Below are 20,982 nucleotides of genomic sequence, written 5' to 3'. Positions count from 1 at the left end.
TGCCGGGTCGTCGTGGGCGTCGCCGTCGCGCCGTCCGACGCCGCGACGAGGAGGCTACGACCGTGCTGGTGACGCCGAGCGCCGGGATCCCGGCATGACGAGCGTCGCCGCGACGTCGGCCGCCCGGCCCGCACCGGCCCCGCCCCGGCTGCCCTCGCTGACCGGGCTGCGCTGGATCGCCGCTCTGCTGGTCTTCGGCTTCCACGCCGGCACCATGCGGATCATCGCCGAGCCGGACTACAAGGCAGTCATCGACGCGCTGTTCACCCTCGGTCTCTCCGGGGTGCAGTTCTTCTTCATCCTCAGCGGTTTCGTGCTGGTCTGGTCGGCCCGCGAGGGCGACTCCCGGCGTACCTTCTGGCGGCGACGGATCGCCAAGATCTACCCGAACCACCTGGTGCTGTTCGCGGCGACGCTGGTGGTCGCCTGGTGGTTCGCCGACCCGGTCCTGCCGGCGGCGGCGCTGGAGAACCTGCTGCTGTTGCAGGCGTGGGACCCCCGGCCGGGCTGGTTCTACAGCATCAACACCGTCAGCTGGTCGCTGTCCTGCGAGTTCTTCTTCTACCTCTGTCTGCCACTGGCGCTGCCACTGCTGCGCCGGGCCCGACCGAAGCTGCTCTGGGCGCTGATCGTCGCGCTGCCGCTGCTGATCCTCGCGCTCTGGCCGGCGCAGGAGTTGGTGCCGGAGGTGAGCCGCTGGTGGTTCACCCAGATCTTCCCGCCGGTACGGTCGCTGGAGTTCTGGTTGGGCGCGGTGGCGGCCGAGCTGATGCGCCGGGGGCTCTGGCGTGGCCCCGGCCTGACGGTGGCCAGCGGGATCTTCCTGGTCACCTGGGTGGCGGCCGCGCAGTGGATCCGCGCCGAGCTGTGGACCACGCTGCTCGCTGTCGCGTACCTGTTGGTGATCACCGCGGCCGCGGACGCGGACGTGCGGGGTCGGCGCTCGCCGTGGCGGTCCCGGCCGCTGGTCTGGCTCGGTGAGGTCTCGTTCGCCTTCTACCTGGTGCACGTGCTGGTGATGACGAGCGTGCTGCGCTGGAGCGGCACCTGGGGGATCGGCTTCGCGGGCTGGCGTGGCCCGGCCGTGGTGCTCGGCTTCCTGGCGGCGACCCTGATCCTCGCCGGGCTGTTGCACCGCTTCGTCGAAACCCCGATGATGCGCCGGCTCGCGCCGCGCCGTGCGGCCCGTCCGGCGCCCGTCCCCCGACAACGCGCGGCCGGCGACGACGACGCACGGGACCCCGGAACCAGCGCCCGCGCCGAGGTCGACGGATCTGCCGACGAGGTCGGTCAGGCCGGCGGTCGATCACCGTACGTCGACCTGCGCTGACAACGTCCACCCTGGTCAACGGGGTCGGCGCGGCGTGATCCGACACGCCCGTGGTCGGTGCGCCCGGGTCGGCGCGACGGTAGCGTTGGGACGTGCTTCCGGTCGCGTTCACCTGTCCGCTGTGGTGGGTGGCGCGCTGGGCGACTCGGGTGCTGACCAGCCTCGCCGTCGTCGCGGCCCTGGCGCTCGGCGCAGGCCCGGCCACGGCCGCCACGACAACACCCGGCCCGGTGCCGACGTCGAGCGCGGTGCCGGCCTCGGTCGCCGCCGGATCGCCGTCGGCCTCCTACCGGCACTGCGGGGCACCCGGTGCGGCCCGCCCGGCCCCGGCGATGCCGCCGGAGGCCCCCGAGGAGTCGGTCCCGACCTGGTCGGTCGACACGCCGGTGGCGCTCCCCGGCGATCAGGGCACCATCGCGGCCGGCGTGCTGCCGGTCCGCGCGGCCGAATCCGGCCGGCTGCCCCTCGTCGACGGTACGGGCGGTCGGGCTACCCGAGCCCCACCCGGGCGCTGAGCCACCGGGACGACCGTCCCGTCACCGCGCCCTGTCGACCCACCCGCTCCCTGACCCGCCGACCCGTGGCCCACAGTGGCCCGCTGGTCGGCGCGGCTCCCCATCGCACTGCTCTCTCCCCGAGGTGCCGACAATGGAGACCGTCGTCTTCTACCAGTTCGTGACCGAGATGCCGCGGGCCGCCGCCATCTGGTCGACGCTGTTCCTGCTGACCCTGGGCCTGCTCACCGTGCTGGCCGCCCGCCCCGAACGGGACCGGCCCACTGACGACCCGCTCCCGGCCGCGCCCACCCCTCGGGAGCTGGCCGCCGCCGAGGCCGTGGACAGGCGCCGCTACGCCGAGGAGGTGGCCGTCGCCGCGGCCGGCGCGGCCACCACCGCCAAGCGGCGGCGCGCCGCCTGGCTGACCGCTCAGGAGCGGCTGGAGCGGGCCTGGATCGGGTACGACGAGGCGGACACCGCCGCGCGTCGCTTCGCTGGCGCCGGGGCGCTGCCCACCCCGCAGACCCCGCACACCCCCGCCGAGTACGCCGCCCGGGAGCGCTATCTGCACCGGGCGGCGATGGCGGCGTACTGGCGGGGCGACCTGACCATGGCGCAGCTCGGCGACGTGTTCGGGCACCGGCGCGGCTGGGATCCCCGGCGACACCCGGTCGAGCAGGAGGTGCTGATCAGTCGGGTGGTCCGGGATGCGCGGCTGGCCGACTACCAGGTGGCCGTCGACAGTGAGCGGGCCGCCTGGCGCGACGCGGAGTTGGCCGCCGAGTCGGCTCGTGCCCTCGCCGAGGAGGCGTACGCGGCGGCGGCCCGGCTACGCCCGACCCTGGCCCCCGCGCGCCGCACGGTGGCCGGGGCGTTGCGTCCCGCCGTCGTGGCACTGTGGCGCCCGGCCCGGGTGGGTTGAGCCCAATCCGTGATGTGAGGCCGGTCACCCAATCGCGAAATCGGACGTCCGACGCGATCGGCGGGATTGTTCCCGCGATTGTGGCCGCGTTCTTTACGGCCTGTCCGGTTGTCGCCCGCAGGCGTCGCCGTAACCGGTTGTCCCATCGAGTCACATCATCGGCAATACGCGCAGAAATTGTCGCGCCAATTGGGGTTTACGCAGGTGAACCTGGCTTGGCAGGGCGTTGAGACGCCAGTAGTGTCGTCCCGTCCGGTGCGGTAACCGATCGCAAGACGCGACGCCGCATCGACCCGCTTAATCGTGATCAACGAACCGGGGACCCACCAGTAAGTCCGGGGTGAATCCGCGAGCCACGGCCCGCGGTAGGGCGTCTTCCCGCCCGAATCCGTCAGCTAACCCGGTAGGCGGTGTCGGAAGGAGTCCCATCCTCGTGCAGCACCTTTCCACCCCTCGGTTGTTCCCTCGCCTCCACGGCGCGGCGGTGCACCCGCTCATTCGTCGCGTGACGGTGAGCTGACCCCCCGGGTCATCGCCTTCCCCGCCCGGCCGCGCCGGGCGTTCCCCTGAGCGGTTCACCATCCGCGGACCACGGTCCGCGCGCTGGCGCCTGCCCGGATACCGGTCCGGCCCCGGTGTGCCGCTCTCCCCCCGATCCGTGGAGGACCCCGTGAAGCACACCCTGCAGCGTCAGCTCCGCCGCCTCGCCACCGAACGCCCGTACCAGATCGTCGCCGCCTCCGCCGCGGCCCTCGCGATCGCCACCACCACCGGCGCCCTGCTCACCACCGCCGACGACGCCCCGGCCGGCCAGCGCACCGCGACCACTGTCGCCGAGATGCGCAGCGACGTCGCCGCGTCCCGCGGCGAGGCTCGGGACGCGTCCCCCTCGGCCAGCGCCGCGCCGACCACTGCCGCCCCGGCCACCAGCGCCGCGTCGCCCGCCGCCAAGGCCAGCAGCAACCCGGACCTCACCCGCAAGCCGGAGCGGCCGAAGCCGCCCGCGACCAAGGTGCTCGACTACGACTACGAGGCGCAGAACACCTACTACAACTGCGGCCCGGCGGCCACCCGGAACGCGCTCAGCGCCGCCGGCATCGACCGCACCCAGGAGGAGCTCGGCGCCGAGCTGGGCACCACCGAGATGGGCACCAACTCGGCCGAGGACACCACCCGGGTGCTCAACGCCGAGGTGAAGGGCTCCCCGTACCGGACCCGGATGTTCCCCGGCGCGCCCAGCCCGGCCCAGATGGACCGGCTCCAGGCCGACGTGGTGAAGGCCATCACCGACGGCCGGGGCGTGGTGGCCAACGTCGTCGGGGACGCCACCGACACCGACGGCGGCTGGCACTCCTACGGCGGCGGGCACTACATCGCCGTCGTGGGCTACAAGGACAACGGCCGCACCGTACGGATCGCCGACTCGGCGAACCCGGCCGACCCGTCGTACTGGATCACCACGATCGACCTGGCCAACTGGATCACCAGCCGGGGCTACTCCGCCTGACCCGGGCACGCTGACCGCCGCGGGCGCCGTCCCCCACAAGGGGCCGGCGCCCGCGGCGTCTGTCCGCGCGGTCGGTCATCGACGGCTCTCGTACCCGACAGTGAACCGTGGGAGACTGCGGCCGTGGTGGAGAAAACGGGTGGTCACGCCGGCCGCAGGCCGGTCCTGCTGCTGCTGCACGGCATGGGAGCGACAGGGGACGTGTGGTTGCCCTGGGCCCCGTACCTCGAGCAGCACTGGCCCGGGCGGTGGCTGGCACCGGACCTCGCCGGCCACGGCTGGGCGTCGCCGCTGCCGTCGTACTCCTTCCCGGGTTTCGCCCAGCAGATCGCGCAGGCCCTCGCCCCCGACGACCGGCTGGTCGTGCTCGGGCACTCGCTGGGTGGGGTGGTCGGCCTCGCGCTTGCCGCCCGCGACGCCGGAACGCCGGTGGACGCTGTCGTCGGGCTGGGCATCAAGGCACTCTGGTCGCCTGCTGAGCTGGCCCGTGCCGCCGAGGTCGCCGCCCGCCCGGTGAGCTGGTTCGCCAGCCGCGCCGAGGCGGCTCGCCGCTACCTGCGGGTCTCCGGTCTGGTCGGCCTGGTCTCGCCGGACCACCCGGTGGTGGACGCCGGGCTGCGCCAGGTCGACGGCCGATGGCGCCTCGCCATGGACCCGACCGCCTTCGCCGTCGGCGAGCCCGACCTGGCCGCACTGCTGGCGGCGACCGACGTGCCGGTGGTGCTGGCGCGCGGGGAGAACGACCCGATGGTCACCGACGAACAGCTCAAGGAGTACGGCGTACCGGTCGCCACGCTGCCCGGCCTCGGGCACAACGCGCACGTGGAGGACCCGGCGGCGGTGCTGGCGCTGCTCGATCCGTACCGCTGAGCGGGGCTACGCCGGTGTCGGCGCGGTCAGGGTCTCGGCCGGTGCCAGCTCCCGGCGGGCGGCGGTCAGGAACGCCTCGGCGTACGCCTCGGCCGGGAAGTCACCGAGGTAGCGGCGGCGGGTGGCCCAGCGGGCCTCGGCCAGCGGGTCGGTGTCCAGCAGTGCGGTCAGCACCTCGTCCACGTTGGACATGTCCCGGCGCAGCACGTAACCCGACCCGGCCAGCGGGAAACGCTCCACGAACCGGTCGCCCTCGTCGCCCATGTCGGTGACCGCGTACGGCTTGCCGGAGTAGAGGAAGTCCGAGATGACGCCGGACACGTCGGAGACCAGCGCGTCGGCGGCGTTGACGCACTCGGTCAGGCTCAGCTCCCGAGCCGCCGCGCCGACCACGTGCTGGCGGCCGGTGCGGGCCCGGTCGGCGACGAGCAGCTCGGTCAGGCGGCCCAGTTGGCGGGCCGATGCCGGGTTCTGCGTGGTGTACGGGTGGGCTCGCAGGATCACCGTCGCGCCGCGATCCAACAGTCGGCGCAGCAGGCTTTCGGCCACCGGCAGCGAGCAGTAGTCGGCGTCGGCGTGGTGCCCGGTCCAAGTCGGCGTGTAGAGCACCGTCGGGTGCGCCAACCCTCGCGTGGGCTCCGGGCGTACCTCGATCGACTCGACCTGTGGGCGACCCACCACCACGAACTTGTCCGCCGGGATCTGCACTCCGGCGCGGGCGTACCTGTCGATCGCCGCCTGCCCGGCCACGAAGATCCGGTCAAAGATCCCCGAGACCGGGTTGGCGCTCGGCGCCTTGTCGCTGTCGCCGTGGTGCAGCTGGATGTGGGTGAGCTGGGCGAAGCGGACGCAGTGGCTGTTCTTCGCACCGTGGTTGACGTAGAACGCCGCCCGCAGGCTCGGCACCAACGCCTCGTCCATCGCCCCCAGGGTGGGGCAGTAGACCACCGGCGCGTCGGTGGCCGCCGCGATCGGGGCCAGGAACTCCGGCTCGCGCAGCACGACCATAAACGGCCGGCCGATCCGTTCCAGGTACGGCAGCCACATGGTGACCTGGTATTCCGAGCCGGGAGGCGCGGAGAAGTAGAGCAGGAACTCCGGCTGGTGCCGGCGTAGCGCGGCGGCCACCGGCCCGCCCCCGGACCGTGGCCGGAATCGTCGCCGGGCCAGGTCCAGCGCGACCGCACCGGCGCCCGCGCCGACGAGCAGGCTGGCGGCCAGCGCCACACCGGCCGGCAGGGCGAGCGCGGCGGCGAGCGCCAGGGCGGCGAGCAGCCCGAGCAGGGCCGTGCCGAGCCGGTCGGCGATCAGCGGTGTCCGGGCGCGTACCGGCAGGTTGGCCACCCGGATCTCCAGACTGCCGGCGGTGCGCAGCGGCCCCACCAGCAGCACAAGCCCCAGCAGGACCAGCCCGGTGGCGACCAGCGCGAGGTCGAGCCCGTCGTCCAGCCGCCGGGAGTAACCGACCAGGATCGCCGCGGCGATCAACGCGGTCTCCGCCACCAGGTCGGCGCTGGGCCGGATCCGCTGCTCAGCGGCCGAGGCGGCCAGCGCGGCGACGGCCAACGCCAGCCCCCAGCCGGTGGCGTCGGTCAGCGCCAGCACGACAAAGGCCAGCACGGCCAACCCGGTGGTCAGGCACCGGGCGGCCAGCTTTCGGACCAGGTCGCCGCGCATGTCGCTCCGTTCGTGGTTCCGCAGCCGTCGGCGTCAGTTGGCGGACGTCGCGCCGGCTGGTGCCTCGACCCGACCCGACCCGGACTGCGCCGGCACGCTCGGCGTGGGCCCGTCGCCGGGTGCCCGGCGTACGTCGATCACCTGACCGGTCAGGTCGGAGATCAGCACGTCCAGCGACGACTGGGCGACGGCCTCCGCGGCGAGCAGGGTGTGCTCCGGCTCCTCGCCGAAGGCCCGCGTCCGCATCGGGGTGGCGGTGCGCTCCGGGTTGATGCAGTTGACGCGGACGCCCACGTCGGCCCACTCGTCGGCGAGCGCCTGGGTGAGGTTGACCAGGGCGGCCTTGGTGGCCGAGTAGAGCGCGTAGCGGGCCCGGCCCCGGGTGTAGGAGCTGGACGTGTAGAGCAGCAACTGGCCCTTGGTCTGCTGGAGGTACGGGAGGGACTGGCGGGCGATCGTCACCGGGCCGACGAAGTTGACCTGGAGCAGCCGGTCCATGGTCTCCTCGTCCATCTCGGCGAGGGCGCCCTTCTCCAGGATGCCGGCGGTGACCACCACGTGGTCGATCCGGCCGGTGGCCTCGAAGGCGGTCGTCAGCGCGGCCTCGACGTCCTCGGCCCGCTCCACGTGGGTGCCAGTGCTGGAGCGGCTGAACGGGAAGACCTGGGCGCCGTAGCGCCGGGCCAGCTCGGTCAACTCGTGGCCGATGCCGTAGCTGCCGCCGAACACCACTATGGTCCGGCCGGTCAGTTCCTCGCTGTAGCTGCGGTGGTCGGTCAGTCGCGGGGCCTGCGCGGCGGCGAGCTGGAAGAGCTTGTCCGCCAGGTGCACGTCGACCGGGTGGGTGACCTTGATGTTCTCGTCCGAACCGTCGATCACCTTGATCGGGGTGCCGGGAAGGTAGCGCAGCACCACGCCACAGTCGTCGGTGGCGGCGAAGTCCGGGTCGTCCTCGGCGATCTGGTACGCCGCACGGATCGTGGGGGAGCGGAACGCCTGCGGGGTCTGACCACGGCGCAGCCGGGAGCGCACCGGGATGTCGGTGATGCAGTCGTTCTCGTCGACCTGGATGATCGTGTCCGCGGACGGGATGGCCACGTCGACGGCGTCGTAGCTCCAGAGCGCGTTGACGCACTCGCGCACGATCCGGCCGCTGAGCAGCGGGCGTACCGCGTCGTGGAAGAGGATGTTGCAGTCTTCCGGGCCGACCGCGTCCAGCGCGATCCGGGTGGTGGCGTTGCGGGTGTCACCGCCCTCGATCACCTTGGTGACCTTGCGCAGGCCGGCCTTCTCGACGATCTGCCGGGCGTCCTCGACGTGGCCGGTGGCCATCAGCACGATGATCTCGTCGATCTCCGGTGCCGCCTCGAAGACCGCCAGGGTGTGCTCGATGATCGGCTTGCCGGCGATCTTCAGCAGCTGCTTCGGGATGCCGAGGCCCAGCCGGGTCCCGGTGCCGCCGGCCAGAACCACCGCCACTGTCCGTGAGGGCCGCCACGGCGTCGGGGTCTCCGCTTCGGCGTCCGGGCCAGGGGTCTGGTCCTGCGTCATTGCCGGATCCTCACTCTCAGGGATGCGTTAACGGAAGGTTCCGCCCGAGCGGCGACGGAATGAACCTTAACGCGCGGACCGCGTCGCCCCAACGCGGGCGACGCGGTCCTCAGGTGCATGTCGATGCCGGACGTTCGCCGGAACTCTACTTGCTGTTCGCGTACGCCTCGTACGCCCGGATGACCTCGTCGGTGGGGCCGTCCATCCGGATGACGCCCGATTCCAGCCAGATCGTCCGTTCGCAGGTGTCCCGTACGGAGGAGAGCTGGTGGCTGACCAGGAACACCGTCCCCGCGCCCTCCCGCAGCTCCCGCACCCGCTGCTCGCTGCGCTTGCGGAAGCCCTTGTCGCCGGTGGCGAGCGCCTCGTCGATGAGCAGCACGTCGTGCTTCTTGGCGGCGGCGATGGAGAACCGCAGCCGGGCCGCCATGCCCGACGAGTACGTCCGCATCGGCAGGCTGGCGAAGTCACCCCGCTCGTTGATCCCGGAGAAGTCGATGATCCCCGCGGCCTGCTTGGCCACGTCGTCGGGGTGCATGCCCATGGCCAGGCACCCGAGGACGACGTTGCGCTCCCCGGAGAGGTCGTTGAGCAGGGCGGCGTTGACGCCCAGCAGCGACGGCTGCCCCTGGGTGTGGATGGCGCCCCGGTTCACCGGCAGCAGACCGGCGATGGCCCGCAGGATGGTGGACTTGCCGGAGCCGTTGCTGCCGATCAGCCCGATCGCCTCGCCCCGGTACGCGGTGAACGAGATGCCCTTGACCGCGTGCACCTCCCGGACGTTCGGCGCGTGGGTGCGCTTGACCAGCCGGCGCAGCGCTGCCACCGGCGTGGTGCCGCCGGCGGCGCCCTGGTGCACCCGGTAGATGATGTGCGCGTCGTCCACGACCACTGTCGGGATGCGTTCCTGGGTTCGGGTCATCGTCGCGCTCGCCTCGGTGGGGGCGTCGAAGTGATCAACCACGGCCGTACTCCTGTTCGCCGCGCCAGAAGTAGATGAAACCGCCGATGCCGGCGACCAGCGCCCAACCGGCGCCGACCAGCCAGAGCTGGGTCAGCGACTCGTTGAGCAGCGGAGCCTCCTCGAGCAGCGAGTACCGCGCCAGCTCGATGTAGACCAGCAGTGGGTTGTACTGCACCACCGTCGTCGCCCAGCCGGGCAGCCGGTCGAAGAGGCTGACGCTGTAGAGGACGCCGGAGCCGTACATCCAGGTCCGCATGATGAACGGCATGACCTGCTTCAGGTCGCTCGACTTGGCGCCCAGTCGGGCCACCAGCAGCACCACGCCGGCGTTGAACACCGCCTGCAGCAGCAGCGCCGGCACCAGCAGCAACCACTCCCAGGTGAGCGGCTCGCCGGTGACCAGCACGATGCCGACCAGCACCACCATCGAGGCCAGCAGTTGCTGGAACTGCGTGATCGTGGTGGACAGCGGCAGGCTGGCCCGGGGGAAGTGCAGCGCCCTGATCAGCCCCAGGTTGCTGCTGATCGACTGGGTGCCGGCCAGGACCGCGCTCTGGGTGAAGTTGAAGATGAACAACCCGGTGGTCAGGTAGGCGATGAAGTTCGGGATGCTGTTCTGTGCCAGCACCACCCCGAAGATCAGGTAGTAGACCGCCGCGTTGGTCAGCGGGGTGAGCACCTGCCAGAGCTGACCCAGCTTGGCGTTGCTGTACGAGGCGACGAGCTTGGCATTGGCGTACGCGGCGATGAAGTGCCGGTAGGCCCAGAGTCGGCGGCTGTACTCGACGAGGCTGGGTCGCTCACCGGCGACCCGTAGCCCGTGCCGAGCGGCCAGCTGCGCCTGGGTCAGGCCCGTGTCGGGGTCGACCAGCGCGGTGGTGGCCATGGAAATGGCGCTCCGATCTTTCGTGCAGACGGGGGTTGCTCGCGACGATCGAATCCTAGTGGGAAATTTGCGCGGGGCGCCGCCTCGTCGCTGCGAGGACAGTAGTCCGAAACACGTCGGGACGCAACCGTACCGTCGTTGCGCTACGCTGTCCGGCGTGACCTGCGATAAGAGCCCTCGATGACCACCGAAAAGAGGCGGGCGCCGGCCGGCGCGGCGGTGCTGCGCGACGAGATCACCACGGCGATCCGCCGGGCGCTGATGCAGGAGCTCGCCGCGGTCGGCTACGGCCGGCTCTCCATCGAGGCGGTGGCCCGGCGCGCCGGCGTCAGCAAGACGGCGATCTACCGACGGTGGAGCTCGAAGCTCGACCTGGTGCTGGAGGTCGTCGCCGCCGCGGCGCACGGCAAGCTCCCCGCACTGGACACCGGCACGCTGCGCGGTGACCTCGCGCTGCTGTTCCAGGCGGTGGCGCACGCACTGCGCCACCCACTGGCGTCGCAGATCATCCCGGACCTCCTGGCCGAGGCCGCCCGCAACCCCAGCATCGACGCGACCCTGCGTCAGGTGCTGCACGCCCGGCAGCAGGAGATCGGCGGTCAGCTGGTCACCCGGGCCGTGCAGCGTGGCGAACTACCCGCCGGCACGGAGCTGGACGCCGCCGTCGACCTCATCGTGGGGCCGCTCTACTGGCGGCTCGCCATCGCCCGTCTCCCACTCACCGACGGCTACCTCGACAACCTGGTCGAATCCGTGGCGGCCGGGCTCGGCGCCGACAGCGTGCTGCCCCGCCCCCGGGCGGCACCGATGGCGGGTTGACCAACCCCACGACACTCGGTCGCCGGCAGCAGCGGCCTCACTGCCCGATTCCGCTACGCTGCCCCCTTGACACCCGGCCGTCACCGTGCCGATGCCCCTCATCCGCCTGACGAGTAAGGACGCCCGTGGCCAACGTCGACAGCATCGCCGTAGCGCCCGCCGAACCGGATCCGACGCCGCGGCCCAGGCAGGCATCCCGGCCCGCCGACGCCCGCGCCGGGCTGTCCCGGGTACGCGCGCTGGTGGCCGTCGCCCCGGCGGTGCTCACCGATGGCGCGGTGATCGCGTTCGCGCTCTTCACAGTGCTCTACCACCTGGCCTTCCTGGGTGACCTGCGTCCGTCGGTCACCTTCCGGATCTGGCTGCTGGCCTGTGCGGTGCTCGCGGTCGTGGCCGTGCTGCGCGCCCGCCGCCGCGGCCCGGCCGACAGCACTCCGGCCGACAGCGCGCCGACCGCACAGGAAGATGCCGTCAGCGCGCCGCCCGCCGCCGACCGCCGCCTGCTGATCGGTGTGCTGGTCGCCGCCGCCGTTGCCGCCGTCTCCGCCGGTCTGGCCAACACCAGCGTCAACGTCTCCTGGTGGATCCCTGCCGTGTCCGGCCTGCTCGCGGCCGTCGGCGGGCTGCTGCTGGTGCGCCAGGCCTGGCTGGGCGGCCCCGCGCCGACCCCGGCCGCCCCGGCACCCACCCCGGCGCAGTCGGCGTACGCGCTGGTCGTCTCGGTCCTGGTCGGCATCTCGTCGTTCTTCCTGGCTCGCAACACCCCGGACGACGTCTACTACGTCGGCAAGTCGGTGTGGATCGCCGAGCGCGACCTGATCCCGCTCAACGACTTCCTGTTCTCCGAGAACGTGCTGCCGTCGATGGGCTCGCAGCCGCCGATCCCGTCGATCGAGGTGTTCGACGGCGCGTTCGCCAACGTCGTCGGCATCCACGCCAGCTCGGCCCTCTGGTACGTGCTGCTGCCGATCATGGCGGTGCTCGCCGTGCTGGCGCTGTGGCGGCTGACGCACCGGTGGGCCCCGCGCCGCCCGGTGCTCGCCTTCACAGTGGCGATCGCGTACCTCTACCTCGTCGCGGGCGGGGACGCCGCACTGGGCACGTTCCACCTTCCGCGGCTGCACGAGGGCAAGGGCATGTTCGTCTCGGCGGTCATCCCGCTGATGTGGCTCTACCTGACCGAGTGGTTCGACAACCGGTCGAGGCGCAGCCTGCTGCTCATCGTGGCGCTCTCGATCACCGCGATCGGGCTCACCAACACCGCGGCGATCATCCTGCCGATGCTGGTCGGCGCCGCCGGGTTCGCCATGCTGCTGGTCGGCCGGTGGAAGGCGGCGGTGGTCGCGGCGGTCGCCGCCCTCGCGTACCCGATCGGCTCGCTGGTGGTCTCCCGCCTGGTACTCGGCGGGATGAGCGCGACCGGCGCGGACGACGCCTTCTTCGACGCGGCGTACACCTACCGGCGGACCCTGCTGTTCGGCGTGGTCGGGGTGATCAGCGGTCTGGCGCTGTGGTGCGGCGCGTTGCTCGCCCGTCGGCGTACGCCAGCGCTGCTCGCCGCCGGCGCCGCCCTCGCGCTGAGCGTGTTGTTCGTGCCCGGCGTGCTGGAGTTGCTGAGCGCGTTGAGCGGCATCTCGGTGGTGCTCTGGCGCGTGCCGTGGCTGCTCGCCCTGCCGACGCTGATCGGTCTGCTCTGCACCGTGCGCGTGCCGGCACCGACCCGGGCGCTGCGCCGGGCGGCGTCCGGGGGGATCGCGGTGCTGCTGGTCGCCTCGTTCGCGCTGTTCGCCACCCCGATGTGGTCGGCGAAGAGTTGGGTCGACGTGCACGACCGCCCCACCTGGAAGCTTCCGCAGCAGCGTCAGGCGATCGCATTCTGGATCAAGGACCTGGACCGTCCGCAGGGCCTGCTGCTCGCCCCGAAGACGATCATGCGCACCACGCCGATCGTCACCAGCGAGGTCCGGGTCGTCCTGCCCCGCGACTTCTACCTCGTCGAGTACGACCTCAACTCCCAGTTCGCCAAGGACCGACTGCTGCTCGCCGGCTTCGCGGACGGCGCCGCCAGCCCGACGCCGGCAGAGTTGACGCCGGCACTGGACCGCCTCGACGTGGGCACCATCTGCGTCTACAACGGCAACCAGTACGCCCGCGACACCGCGCCGCAGTTGGGCTACCAGGAGTTCGCCAAGCGCAAGGCGCCGGGCGCGATGACCTGCTTCCGGCGGGTCGGCTGAGCGCTTCACCCGCACCGAGCGCCCGACCCCGTGGTCGGGTCGGGCGCGCCCCGGTGCGGAACTTTGCCCGAAATGGTGCCGGATACCCGAGCGACACCGAGCTGTCCTCTCGCGTTAAGGTCGCAGTCACACGCAGCCGGCCGCGACTGAGCCGCTGTGCGACGGGGGAGTGACGTCGGTCCATCACGGGCACCGCCCGCAACGAAATCTCGTAGGGAGCGAACTCGTTTGTTCGGCACGTTGACAGGACGCCTCGGGGTGGCCGCCCAGAGTGCGCTACTGGTACTGGCCTACCTGGTCATGCTCGTCGGTGGCGTATTCGGTTGGATCGGCCTGTTCGCCGTCGCCGGGTTGGCCGCCATCATCGGCGAGTTCGCCGTCGCCCGCTGGTCACCACCGTCGCAACTGCTGTTGGAGAAGGTGGGCCTGCACTGGTCGTACCGGCAGCTGACCCGCGACCTCGCCGCCGTGTTGCTGGTCGTCGCCGAGGTGCGGCTCAGCGGCGGCGAGCTGACCCTCCTGCTGGTGCTGCCAGCCGCGGTGTGGGTCGTGTCGGTCTTCGCGGGTGCGCTCTCCACCATGATCGAGCGTCGTAACCCGCTCTCCGCCATGGTGCGCAACATCGAGCTGGGTCCACTGTCCAGCGCCCCCCAGCCGCCCGCCTGGGCGGCGGCGGTCGCCGGTGACCGGATGCCCCTGCTCAACCTGCTGCTGGTGCCGGCCGGCGTGGCCGCCGCTGTGCAGCACGATCCGACGCCGTTCTTCGTGGCCGGCGCGGTGGCGGTCGTGGCGACCGGTCTGGTGGGCGCCATCATCGCGCTGACCTGGCTGCGGGGTCGGGGCGCCGGGCAGGGTCCGTTGCTGCCGGCGGTCCAGCGCTGGCTGGACAACTACCGGCCGGAGGTGGCACTCTACTTCGCCGGCCCGGCCAAGGACGTCTACCAGGCGAACATGTGGCTCGCCCCGACCGAGGCGCTCCAGCAGCGCGCTGTGGTGCTGATGCGCAGCCGGGAGGCGTTCCTGGAGCTGGCCGACACCCGGCTGCCGGTGATCTGCGTACCGGCCGGCGTCGACTTCATGAACCTCGACCTCGGCGGCATCCGCGCGGCGCTCTACTCCGCGAACGTCGGCGCGAACATCCACATGCTCCGCGAGCCGGGTACGAAGCACGTCTTCGTCGGGCACGGCGACAGTGACAAGCAGGCCAGCGTCAACCCCTACAGCAAGGTGTACGACGAGGTCTGGGTCGCCGGCCTGGCCGGCCGGGAGCGCTACGCGCGGGCCGGCGTGGGGGTGCTCGACGCGGACATCGTCGAGATCGGCCGGCCGCAGCTCGCCGGGGTGCACACCTTCGGCGCCGAGTCGGTGGACCGACAGTTCACTGTGCTCTACGCGCCCACCTGGGAGGGTTGGCTCGACGACGACCCGTACCACACCTCGCTGGTGCTGATGGGTGAGCGGATCGTCAAGGGGCTGCTCGCCACGAATCCCCGGGTCCGACTGATCTACAAGCCGCACCCGCTCACCGGGTCACGGTCCAAGGCGGCGAAGGCCGTGCACGACCGGGTCGTCACGGCGATCCGCGCGGCCGGCGGCAACCCGGACGCGTCCTCGCTGGACGGCACCGAGCACCTGGTGGTCACCGGCCGCACACCGGCGCTGTTCGACTGCTTCAACCAGACCGACCTGCTGATCAGCGACGTGTCCAGTGTGGTGTCCGACTTCGTGCAGAGCCAGCGGCCGTACGTGGTGGCCAACCCGGCCGGCCTGTCGGAGGACGATTTCCGCCGCGAGTACCCGACGGCGCGGGCCGCGTACCTGCTCTCCAAGGACTGCGGCGAGCTGGAGAAGATCGTGTCGGTCACCCGGGCCGGTGACGACCCGATGACCGAGGCCCGCCGGGAGCTGAAGACCTACCTGCTCGGCCCGGCCGAGGCGAACCCGATGGACCGGTTCCAGCAGGAGATCGACCGGCTCTGCCACTGAGCCCCGTCACCACGGCATCGCGCCCGGCCCGACACTGTCGGGTCGGGCGCGTCCGTGTCGGCCAGCAGAGCGGCCACCGGGTCAGCCCAGCAGGGCGGCCACCGCGTCGGCGGTCGGAACGTCCGCCGGCAACGCCCGCGCCGCCACCACCGCCGCGGCCGGCAGCGGGCCGTACACGTGTGGGAAGAGCTGCCCGCCGCGCGACGGCTCCCACCGCAGCGCGTCGCCCAGTCGCTCCTCCTCGACGCTGAGCAGAGTCAACCCGGTCGCACCGGTGAAGTACCGCCGCGCCGTCTCGACCACCTGGTCGGCGCCGGAGAGATGGATGAAGCCGTCCTGCCGGTCCACCGCGGAGCCGGTGAAGGCACCGGCGGCGAGGGCGTCGTCCCATTCGGCGCTCGACAGCAGTTTGTAGATCACCACAGCAGCGTACGGGGCCGTGGTCGGCGCGCCCGCCCGGTTTTCGCCGGTACCGCCGCGCCCGTCGCCTCCCGCCGGGCATGCTCAGGTCAAGGGCCGCGGAGGGATGGGCGATGCAGAGCTATGACGATGACTGGACCGACAGCCAGCGCGCGCTGTACGACGAGTGCTACCAGGCCGGCGGCGAGTGGGCCGACGACCCGGACACGTCGTCCGACGACGTGCAGCACGTGATCAACCTGGCCGAGGCGGACGACGACGCCTTCCAGGACGCCGAGATCGACTATCCGGCCCTGGTCGACGCGGTCACCCAGGCCAGCGGGGTCAACGTCACCAGCGTGCCGGCCAGCCACGAGGACCCGGGCTTCCGCGGGTTCACCGACGGGGTCCGGGACGCCACCGCCGACGACACCTTCGGCCTCTAGCGGCCGGTAGCCTGCCCGGCGCGGGTGGGCGGCCTCCCGGTCCGCGCGCACTTCTGCCACCATTCGCAGAACAGCGCTGCGAGGGACGGGGGCACGGGTGCGGATCCTGCTGGTGGAGGACGACCGCCGGGTGGCCGCTGCGTTGTCCTCCGCACTCACCCGTCGGGGGTACGAGGTCGAGCACGCCGCCACCGTCGCCGCCGCGCTCTCCGCCGCACCCTGTGACCTGGTGCTGCTCGACCTGACCCTGCCCGACGGGGACGGCACCGACCTGTGCCGGGAGCTGCGTCGGCGCAGCAGTCAGCTCGGCATCATCGCGGTGACCGCTCGGGGTGAGGAACGTGACCGGGTGCTGGGTCTGCGCCTGGGCGCGGACGACTACGTGGTCAAGCCGTTCTCGATGGTGGAGTTGCAGGCCCGGATCGAGGCGGTGTTGCGCCGCGCCGCGAACGCCGCGCCCGAGCGGCACCTCATCGAGGCCGGGCCGGTCCGCATCGACGTGGCCGCGCGGACGGTGACCGTCGACGGCCGTGCCGTCACGTTGACCCGCAAGGAGTTCGACGTGCTGCTCTCGCTGGCCCGCCAGCCCGGGGTGGCGGTGCCCCGCGATCGGATCCTGCTCGACGCCTGGGGCACCACCTGGGCCGACCGGCACACCGTCGAGGTGCACGTCGGGTCGCTGCGCGGCAAGCTCGGCGACGCCCGTCTGGTGGAGACCGTACGCGGCGTCGGCTACCGGCTGCGCGACGCGTGAGGAGCTGACGTGCGCCGTCGCCTGGTGATCAGCTATCTGCTGCTGATGGTCCTCGTCCTCATCGCGTTGGAGACGCCACTGGCCGCCACCATGGCCAGCCGCGAGACCGAACGGGTCCGCGCCGACCGGCTCGCCGACGCCACCCGGTTCGCCTCGCTGGCCGGCCCGGCGTTGCGCGACGGCGGGCCCGGCCCGATCGAGTCGGAGCTGACCAGCTACGACGACCTGTACGCGATCAGCGCCGCGATCGTCGACCGGGACCGGAACATCCCGGTCTCGTCGCCGAGGTGGCAGGCCAGCCCGGGGACCGCGACGGTGCTGGACGTCGCGCTGTCCGGGCAGCAGACCAGCGCCCCCGAGTCGGTCTGGCCCTGGACGATCGACCCCGTGGTGGTGGCGGTACCGATCAACGACGGAGGTGAGGTGCTCGGAGCGGTGGTGATCGTGACCCCGGCCGGCCCGATCCGCCGAGCCGTCGTCGCGTGGTGGCTGCTGCTCGCTCTGGCCGGTCTGCTCGCCGTGCTGGCCTGCGTGCTCACCGCGTTCGGGCTGGCCGGTTGGGTGCTGCGCCCGGTCACCGAACTGGACGCGGTCACCCACGAGATCGCCGAGGGCGACCGGGGCGCCCGGGTGCAGCACCGGCTGGGACCGCCGGAGCTGCGCCGCCTCGCGGCCAGCTTCAACCACATGGCCGACGTGGTCTCCGACGTGATGGACCGGCAGCGTGCCTTCGTCGCGCACGCCAGCCACCAACTGCGCAACCCGCTCACCGCGCTGCGGCTGCGGGTGGAGGAGTTGGGGCCCAGCCTCACCGACCCGGACGGTCGGTCCGAGCACCGGCTGGCCCTGGAGGAGACCGACCGGCTCGCGCTGGTGCTCGACGCGCTGTTGACCCTCGCCCGGGCCGAACGGGAGGAGAACGAGCGCGTCACGGTGGACGCCGCCGCGGTGGCTGCCTCCCGGGTGGCCGCGTGGGCGCCGCTGGCCCGGCACCGGTCGGTCGCGTTGCGGCTGGCCACGTCCGACGCCCCGGCGTACGCGCAGACCGTGCCGACCGCCGTCGACCAGGCGCTGGACGCCCTCATCGACAACGCGGTGAAGTTCAGCGGGGCGGGCGGGGCGGTGACGGTGACGGTGGCCTGCCGCGACGGCGGGGTGGCGTTGGAGGTTCGCGACTCCGGCCCCGGCATGACCGAGAGTCAGCTCGGTCAGGCGACCGAGCGGTTCTGGCGGGCCCCGGACGCGCAGAACGTGGAAGGCGCGGGGCTCGGCCTGACCATCGCCGCCGTGCTGGTGGACGCCTCGGACGGGCGGCTCACCATGCGCCCGGGGGAGTCGCGGGGGCTGATCGCCGCCCTGTGGTTCCCGACGCCGACCCTTGCGGCGGAGCCGGCGGAGGAGGAACCGGCCGCCGACCTGCGACCCTCCCCGACGCGGTGAGGCTCCGCCGTCACGGTTTGGTGGCGCGGTACCAGGACGCGGCGCCGGGGTGCAGCGACAGCGGCGCGGTGACGATCGCCGAGCGGGGACTCATCCGTCCCGCCGCCGGATGGGCGGCGGCCAGCTCGGCCCGGCGTTCCATCAGCAGCCGGGTCACCTCACGGACCAGCGGCTCCGGCAGGTCGGCCCGGACGATCAGGTAGTTCGGGTCGGCCACTGTGGTCACCGCGTCCACCCCGTACACCGAACGGGGGATGTCCCTGGAGACGTAGACCTGGCCGAAGCGCGAGCGCAGTGGTTCGGTCCAGTCGCTGAGGTCCACGATCCGAATGGCGCTGGCGTCGGCCAACTCCTCGATGCCCCGGACGGGCAACCCTCCGGAGAAGAAGAACGCGTCGATCCGCCCGGAGCGCAGCGCCGCCACCGAGTCGTCCAGTCCGAGCCGTTCCCGGCGCACCTCGTCACCACCGAGGCGGGCCACCTCCAGCAGCCGGGTCGCGGTGATCTCGGTGCCCGAGCCGGCCGCGCCGACGGAGACTCGCCGGCCGCGTAGGTCGGCGACAGTGCGGACCGGGCCGCCGCTCGTGGTGACCAGGTGCAGTTGGTCGTCGTACACCCGGGCGACGGCCTCGACAGTGGGACTTCCCGTAGTGCTGGTGGGCAGCACATCGGCCTGGGTGAAGCCCAGCTCGGCCCCGCCGGAGCCGACGAGTTGAACGTTCTCCGCCGAGGCGGCGGTGATCACCACGCTGGCCCGTACGCCGGGGAGTTCCCGGTTGAGGATGGCCGCCAGGGACTGCCCGAACGCGTAGTAGACGGCGGTGGGGCTACCGGTGGCGATCCGGATCGACGTCGGGTCGGTCGGGGTGTCCCGGCAGCTCGCGACGGCCAGGTTCGCGACGAGCAGCACCGTCGACAGGGTCGCCAGGCCGGCACGGCGGGACAGGGTACGACTCACGCGGTGCACTGTGCGCCGTCGGGCGGGTGGGCGCAAGCCCGGGTTGGCGGTGTGCCGGACGGTCGGAACCCGATCAGCAGGCCGCGCGACCCGCCGCCGCCACGCCCGCGCCCCGTGCCGACGCCGGGGTCACCCCGCGCGCCGTCGTCGCCCCGGGTTCCGCCATCGGGCCGCGCGCCGGCTCCAACGCCGCACTGCGCAGGATCCGTTGCCGGTCCGGGCCGTCGGCCACGCTGACCAGGAAGCAACCGGTGCCGGGGCGGAGCCGGGCCGGCACGTCGAGCACTGCCGCGCCCCGGATCAGCACAGCGGCCAGCTCCCGGTCGGTGAGCCGGACACCGAGGATGTGCCGACGGACGTGCCGCCCGGCGGCCAGCAACGCCGAGCGCCAGGCTGCCTCCGCCAGACGGGTCACCAACCGTCGGCGGGCCGGTGAGGCGCCGGGCAGCGGCCCGCCGAGCAGCTCGCGTCGCCCCTGCCACCAGCCCGCGTCCAACATCCGGGTGTACGCGCCCTGGTGCTCCCGGGGCACCCACAGCCGGTGCAGCTCGTAGCGGCGACGCAGGCCGCCGACGGCCACCTCGTGGGTGACCGGGATGTCCAGCCGGTTGAGCAGTTGCCGCATCCGCTGCGCGGCGTCCTCCCTGTTGAACTCCACCCCGGCGGTGTGCTCGGCACGGACCGCGCTGGGCCGGGCGGCGGTCGGTGGCGGTGTGCACCGCAGCAGGCAGGCAGCCTCGAACGCGTCGCCCAGTGTCAGCCAGCCCAGCGGGGACGGGGTGGTCGGGGTGTGGGGCCGGTCGAGCACTGCGGGTTCGTGGGTCAACGGAGGCTCCCTTGTCGGAGTCTGGGTTGCCCTACCGTGGCCCCTGGCACGCCGTTACGGAACCGGTCCGGCCCAGCCTTGAGCAAATCTTGCGGCTGCGGCGCCGCTACAGGTCGGTGACCACCAGGTCCACCTGGCGTACCCGGCCCGCTGCGGTGGCCTGCTCCAGCACCGTGTGCTTCAACTCCCGCAGGGTGCCCACCAGCTCCGCGGCGGTGCGCGGCCGGGCGCCGGCGACGAGCAGGTCCCGGACCAGACGCCCCTTGGTCGCCTTGTTGAAGTGGCTGACCACCGAGCGGACCGGCACGCCGTCGACCTCCCGCTCGTGCAGAACCCGCACGGTGACCGTCCGCTCGGCCAGCTCACCGCGCGGCGTCCAGGTGGCGGCGTACGCGCCGGAACGCAGGTCCAGCACCGGGCCGCGCCCGGCGGCGCCGTCCACCGCCGGCGTCAGCTCCTTGCGCCAGTACGTCGACAGCGCCCCGACGTCGGGCAGGCGGGCGCCGATCGGGCAGCGGTACGGCGGGATCCGGTCGGCCAACCGGACCGCGCCCCACAACCCGGAGCTGATCAGGATCGACCGGCGGGCCGCCCGTTGAGCAGTGGCCGGCAACGAGGCCAGGTCCAACGCCTCGTAGAGCACCCCGGTGTAGAGCCGCTCGGCCGGTGCGGTGGCGGCCTCCCGCAGGCGGGCGTTGCGCCGCAGCTCGCCCCGCTGGCCCTCGCTGAGGCCGAGCGCCGCTCGCGCGGCGTCTTCGTCCGGGCCGGCGCTGAGCGCCACAAGGGCGTCCAGCACCCGCTGGCGGGCCGGGTTCAGCTCGGGCAGCGAGAGCCGGTCCGGGGCCCAGCGCCGTCCGGTGCCGGCGTCGGCCTTTCCCTCCGAGGGCGGCAACAGGATGAGCATGGGTCTCCT

Annotated in this window: 19 protein-coding genes and 1 riboswitch; of the genes, 11 read left to right on the top strand and 8 right to left on the bottom strand. The window is 72.6% G+C overall.

Annotation, left to right across the window (positions count from 1 at the left end):
* Positions 1-94: 94 nt before the first annotated feature.
* The 5 genes from OG598_RS16775 to OG598_RS16755 all read left to right on the top strand — a co-directional run bounded on the left by OG598_RS16775 (position 95) and on the right by OG598_RS16755 (position 5,126).
* Complete coding sequence (locus tag OG598_RS16775) at positions 95-1,330, top strand: acyltransferase family protein (RefSeq protein ID WP_328650044.1); 1,236 nt, start codon at positions 95-97, stop codon at positions 1,328-1,330.
* Between the two features lie 92 nt (positions 1,331-1,422).
* On the top strand, positions 1,423-1,845 hold the full coding sequence (locus tag OG598_RS16770; RefSeq protein WP_328650043.1) for a hypothetical protein: 423 nt from the start codon (positions 1,423-1,425) through the stop codon (positions 1,843-1,845).
* Between the two features lie 133 nt (positions 1,846-1,978).
* Positions 1,979-2,749, top strand: a complete 771-nt coding sequence (locus OG598_RS16765; protein ID WP_328650042.1) for a hypothetical protein — start codon at positions 1,979-1,981, stop codon at positions 2,747-2,749.
* 284 nt (positions 2,750-3,033) lie between these two features.
* Positions 3,034-3,174, top strand: a riboswitch (cyclic di-AMP (ydaO/yuaA leader).
* A gap of 233 nt (positions 3,175-3,407) precedes the next feature.
* Entirely contained in the window at positions 3,408-4,256 is an 849-nt protein-coding gene (locus tag OG598_RS16760; RefSeq protein ID WP_328650041.1) for a C39 family peptidase, read from the top strand.
* Positions 4,257-4,379: 123 nt separating this feature from the next.
* Complete coding sequence (locus tag OG598_RS16755) at positions 4,380-5,126, top strand: alpha/beta hydrolase (protein ID WP_328650040.1); 747 nt, start codon at positions 4,380-4,382, stop codon at positions 5,124-5,126.
* Between the two features lie 6 nt (positions 5,127-5,132).
* Here the strand turns inward: OG598_RS16755 and OG598_RS16750 are convergent, their stop codons facing one another.
* The 4 genes from OG598_RS16750 to OG598_RS16735 form a co-directional block, all read right to left on the bottom strand.
* Entirely contained in the window at positions 5,133-6,803 is a 1,671-nt protein-coding gene (locus OG598_RS16750) for a CDP-glycerol glycerophosphotransferase family protein (protein WP_328650039.1), read from the bottom strand.
* Between the two features lie 33 nt (positions 6,804-6,836).
* Positions 6,837-8,354 (bottom strand): bifunctional cytidylyltransferase/SDR family oxidoreductase, encoded by a 1,518-nt coding sequence (locus OG598_RS16745; protein ID WP_328650038.1) that lies wholly within the window; start codon positions 8,352-8,354, stop codon positions 6,837-6,839.
* Between the two features lie 145 nt (positions 8,355-8,499).
* Positions 8,500-9,276 (bottom strand): ABC transporter ATP-binding protein, encoded by a 777-nt coding sequence (locus tag OG598_RS16740; RefSeq protein WP_036412239.1) that lies wholly within the window; start codon positions 9,274-9,276, stop codon positions 8,500-8,502.
* 34 nt (positions 9,277-9,310) lie between these two features.
* Positions 9,311-10,204: an ABC transporter permease gene (locus OG598_RS16735; protein WP_112585543.1), complete on the bottom strand. Its 894-nt coding sequence runs from the start codon at positions 10,202-10,204 to the stop codon at positions 9,311-9,313.
* A gap of 180 nt (positions 10,205-10,384) precedes the next feature.
* On the opposite strand from OG598_RS16735, the gene OG598_RS16730 reads away from it, so the two are divergent.
* The 3 genes from OG598_RS16730 to OG598_RS16720 all read left to right on the top strand — a co-directional run bounded on the left by OG598_RS16730 (position 10,385) and on the right by OG598_RS16720 (position 15,246).
* Positions 10,385-11,023: a TetR/AcrR family transcriptional regulator gene (locus OG598_RS16730; protein WP_328650037.1), complete on the top strand. Its 639-nt coding sequence runs from the start codon at positions 10,385-10,387 to the stop codon at positions 11,021-11,023.
* 125 nt (positions 11,024-11,148) lie between these two features.
* A complete protein-coding gene (locus OG598_RS16725) occupies positions 11,149-13,260 on the top strand; it encodes a DUF6077 domain-containing protein (protein WP_328650036.1) in 2,112 nt (703 codons plus the stop codon).
* 228 nt (positions 13,261-13,488) lie between these two features.
* A complete protein-coding gene (locus tag OG598_RS16720; protein WP_328650035.1) occupies positions 13,489-15,246 on the top strand; it encodes a CDP-glycerol glycerophosphotransferase family protein in 1,758 nt (585 codons plus the stop codon).
* An 81-nt stretch (positions 15,247-15,327) separates the two neighbouring features.
* On the opposite strand, the gene OG598_RS16715 is transcribed toward OG598_RS16720, so the two are convergent.
* Positions 15,328-15,666, bottom strand: coding sequence for a DUF952 domain-containing protein (locus OG598_RS16715; RefSeq protein WP_328650034.1), 339 nt, complete (start codon positions 15,664-15,666; stop codon positions 15,328-15,330).
* A 113-nt stretch (positions 15,667-15,779) separates the two neighbouring features.
* Here OG598_RS16715 and OG598_RS16710 point away from each other — a divergent pair, with 113 nt between their 5' ends.
* The 3 genes from OG598_RS16710 to OG598_RS16700 all read left to right on the top strand — a co-directional run bounded on the left by OG598_RS16710 (position 15,780) and on the right by OG598_RS16700 (position 18,285).
* Positions 15,780-16,091 (top strand): hypothetical protein, encoded by a 312-nt coding sequence (locus OG598_RS16710; protein WP_328650033.1) that lies wholly within the window; start codon positions 15,780-15,782, stop codon positions 16,089-16,091.
* Between the two features lie 97 nt (positions 16,092-16,188).
* The gene (locus OG598_RS16705; protein WP_091401433.1) at positions 16,189-16,845 is read left to right on the top strand and encodes a response regulator transcription factor; all 657 of its coding nucleotides are present in this window, start codon (positions 16,189-16,191) and stop codon (positions 16,843-16,845) included.
* Positions 16,846-16,854: 9 nt separating this feature from the next.
* Positions 16,855-18,285 carry a sensor histidine kinase gene (locus tag OG598_RS16700; RefSeq protein ID WP_328650032.1) on the top strand — a complete coding sequence of 477 codons (1,431 nt, stop codon included), beginning with the start codon at positions 16,855-16,857 and terminating at the stop codon, positions 18,283-18,285.
* A 10-nt stretch (positions 18,286-18,295) separates the two neighbouring features.
* Here the strand turns inward: OG598_RS16700 and OG598_RS16695 are convergent, their stop codons facing one another.
* The 3 genes from OG598_RS16695 to yaaA form a co-directional block, all read right to left on the bottom strand.
* Positions 18,296-19,252 (bottom strand): TAXI family TRAP transporter solute-binding subunit, encoded by a 957-nt coding sequence (locus OG598_RS16695; RefSeq protein ID WP_442931299.1) that lies wholly within the window; start codon positions 19,250-19,252, stop codon positions 18,296-18,298.
* A 64-nt stretch (positions 19,253-19,316) separates the two neighbouring features.
* Positions 19,317-20,069, bottom strand: coding sequence for a hypothetical protein (locus tag OG598_RS16690; protein ID WP_328650030.1), 753 nt, complete (start codon positions 20,067-20,069; stop codon positions 19,317-19,319).
* A gap of 106 nt (positions 20,070-20,175) precedes the next feature.
* The gene (yaaA, locus tag OG598_RS16685) at positions 20,176-20,973 is read right to left on the bottom strand and encodes a peroxide stress protein YaaA (protein ID WP_328650029.1); all 798 of its coding nucleotides are present in this window, start codon (positions 20,971-20,973) and stop codon (positions 20,176-20,178) included.
* Positions 20,974-20,982: the final 9 nt, after the last annotated feature.

The sequence above is a fragment of the Micromonospora sp. NBC_00330 genome (genome assembly GCF_036136635.1).
GTDB classification, from domain to species: domain Bacteria; phylum Actinomycetota; class Actinomycetes; order Mycobacteriales; family Micromonosporaceae; genus Micromonospora; species Micromonospora salmantinae.
Note: the sequence above shows the minus strand (reverse complement) of the source record. Positions and strands in the feature narration are given on the sequence as shown.

Coding starts and splice junctions, on each gene's coding strand:
- OG598_RS16775 (WP_328650044.1), top strand. CDS start 95: ATGACGAGCGTCGCCGCGACGTCGGCCGCCCGGCCCGCACCGGCCCCG.
- OG598_RS16765 (WP_328650042.1), top strand. CDS start 1,979: ATGGAGACCGTCGTCTTCTACCAGTTCGTGACCGAGATGCCGCGGGCC.
- OG598_RS16750 (WP_328650039.1), bottom strand. CDS start 6,803: ATGCGCGGCGACCTGGTCCGAAAGCTGGCCGCCCGGTGCCTGACCACC.
- OG598_RS16745 (WP_328650038.1), bottom strand. CDS start 8,354: ATGACGCAGGACCAGACCCCTGGCCCGGACGCCGAAGCGGAGACCCCG.
- OG598_RS16740 (WP_036412239.1), bottom strand. CDS start 9,276: ATGACCCGAACCCAGGAACGCATCCCGACAGTGGTCGTGGACGACGCG.
- OG598_RS16735 (WP_112585543.1), bottom strand. CDS start 10,204: ATGGCCACCACCGCGCTGGTCGACCCCGACACGGGCCTGACCCAGGCG.
- OG598_RS16730 (WP_328650037.1), top strand. CDS start 10,385: ATGACCACCGAAAAGAGGCGGGCGCCGGCCGGCGCGGCGGTGCTGCGC.
- OG598_RS16710 (WP_328650033.1), top strand. CDS start 15,780: ATGCAGAGCTATGACGATGACTGGACCGACAGCCAGCGCGCGCTGTAC.
- yaaA (WP_328650029.1), bottom strand. CDS start 20,973: ATGCTCATCCTGTTGCCGCCCTCGGAGGGAAAGGCCGACGCCGGCACC.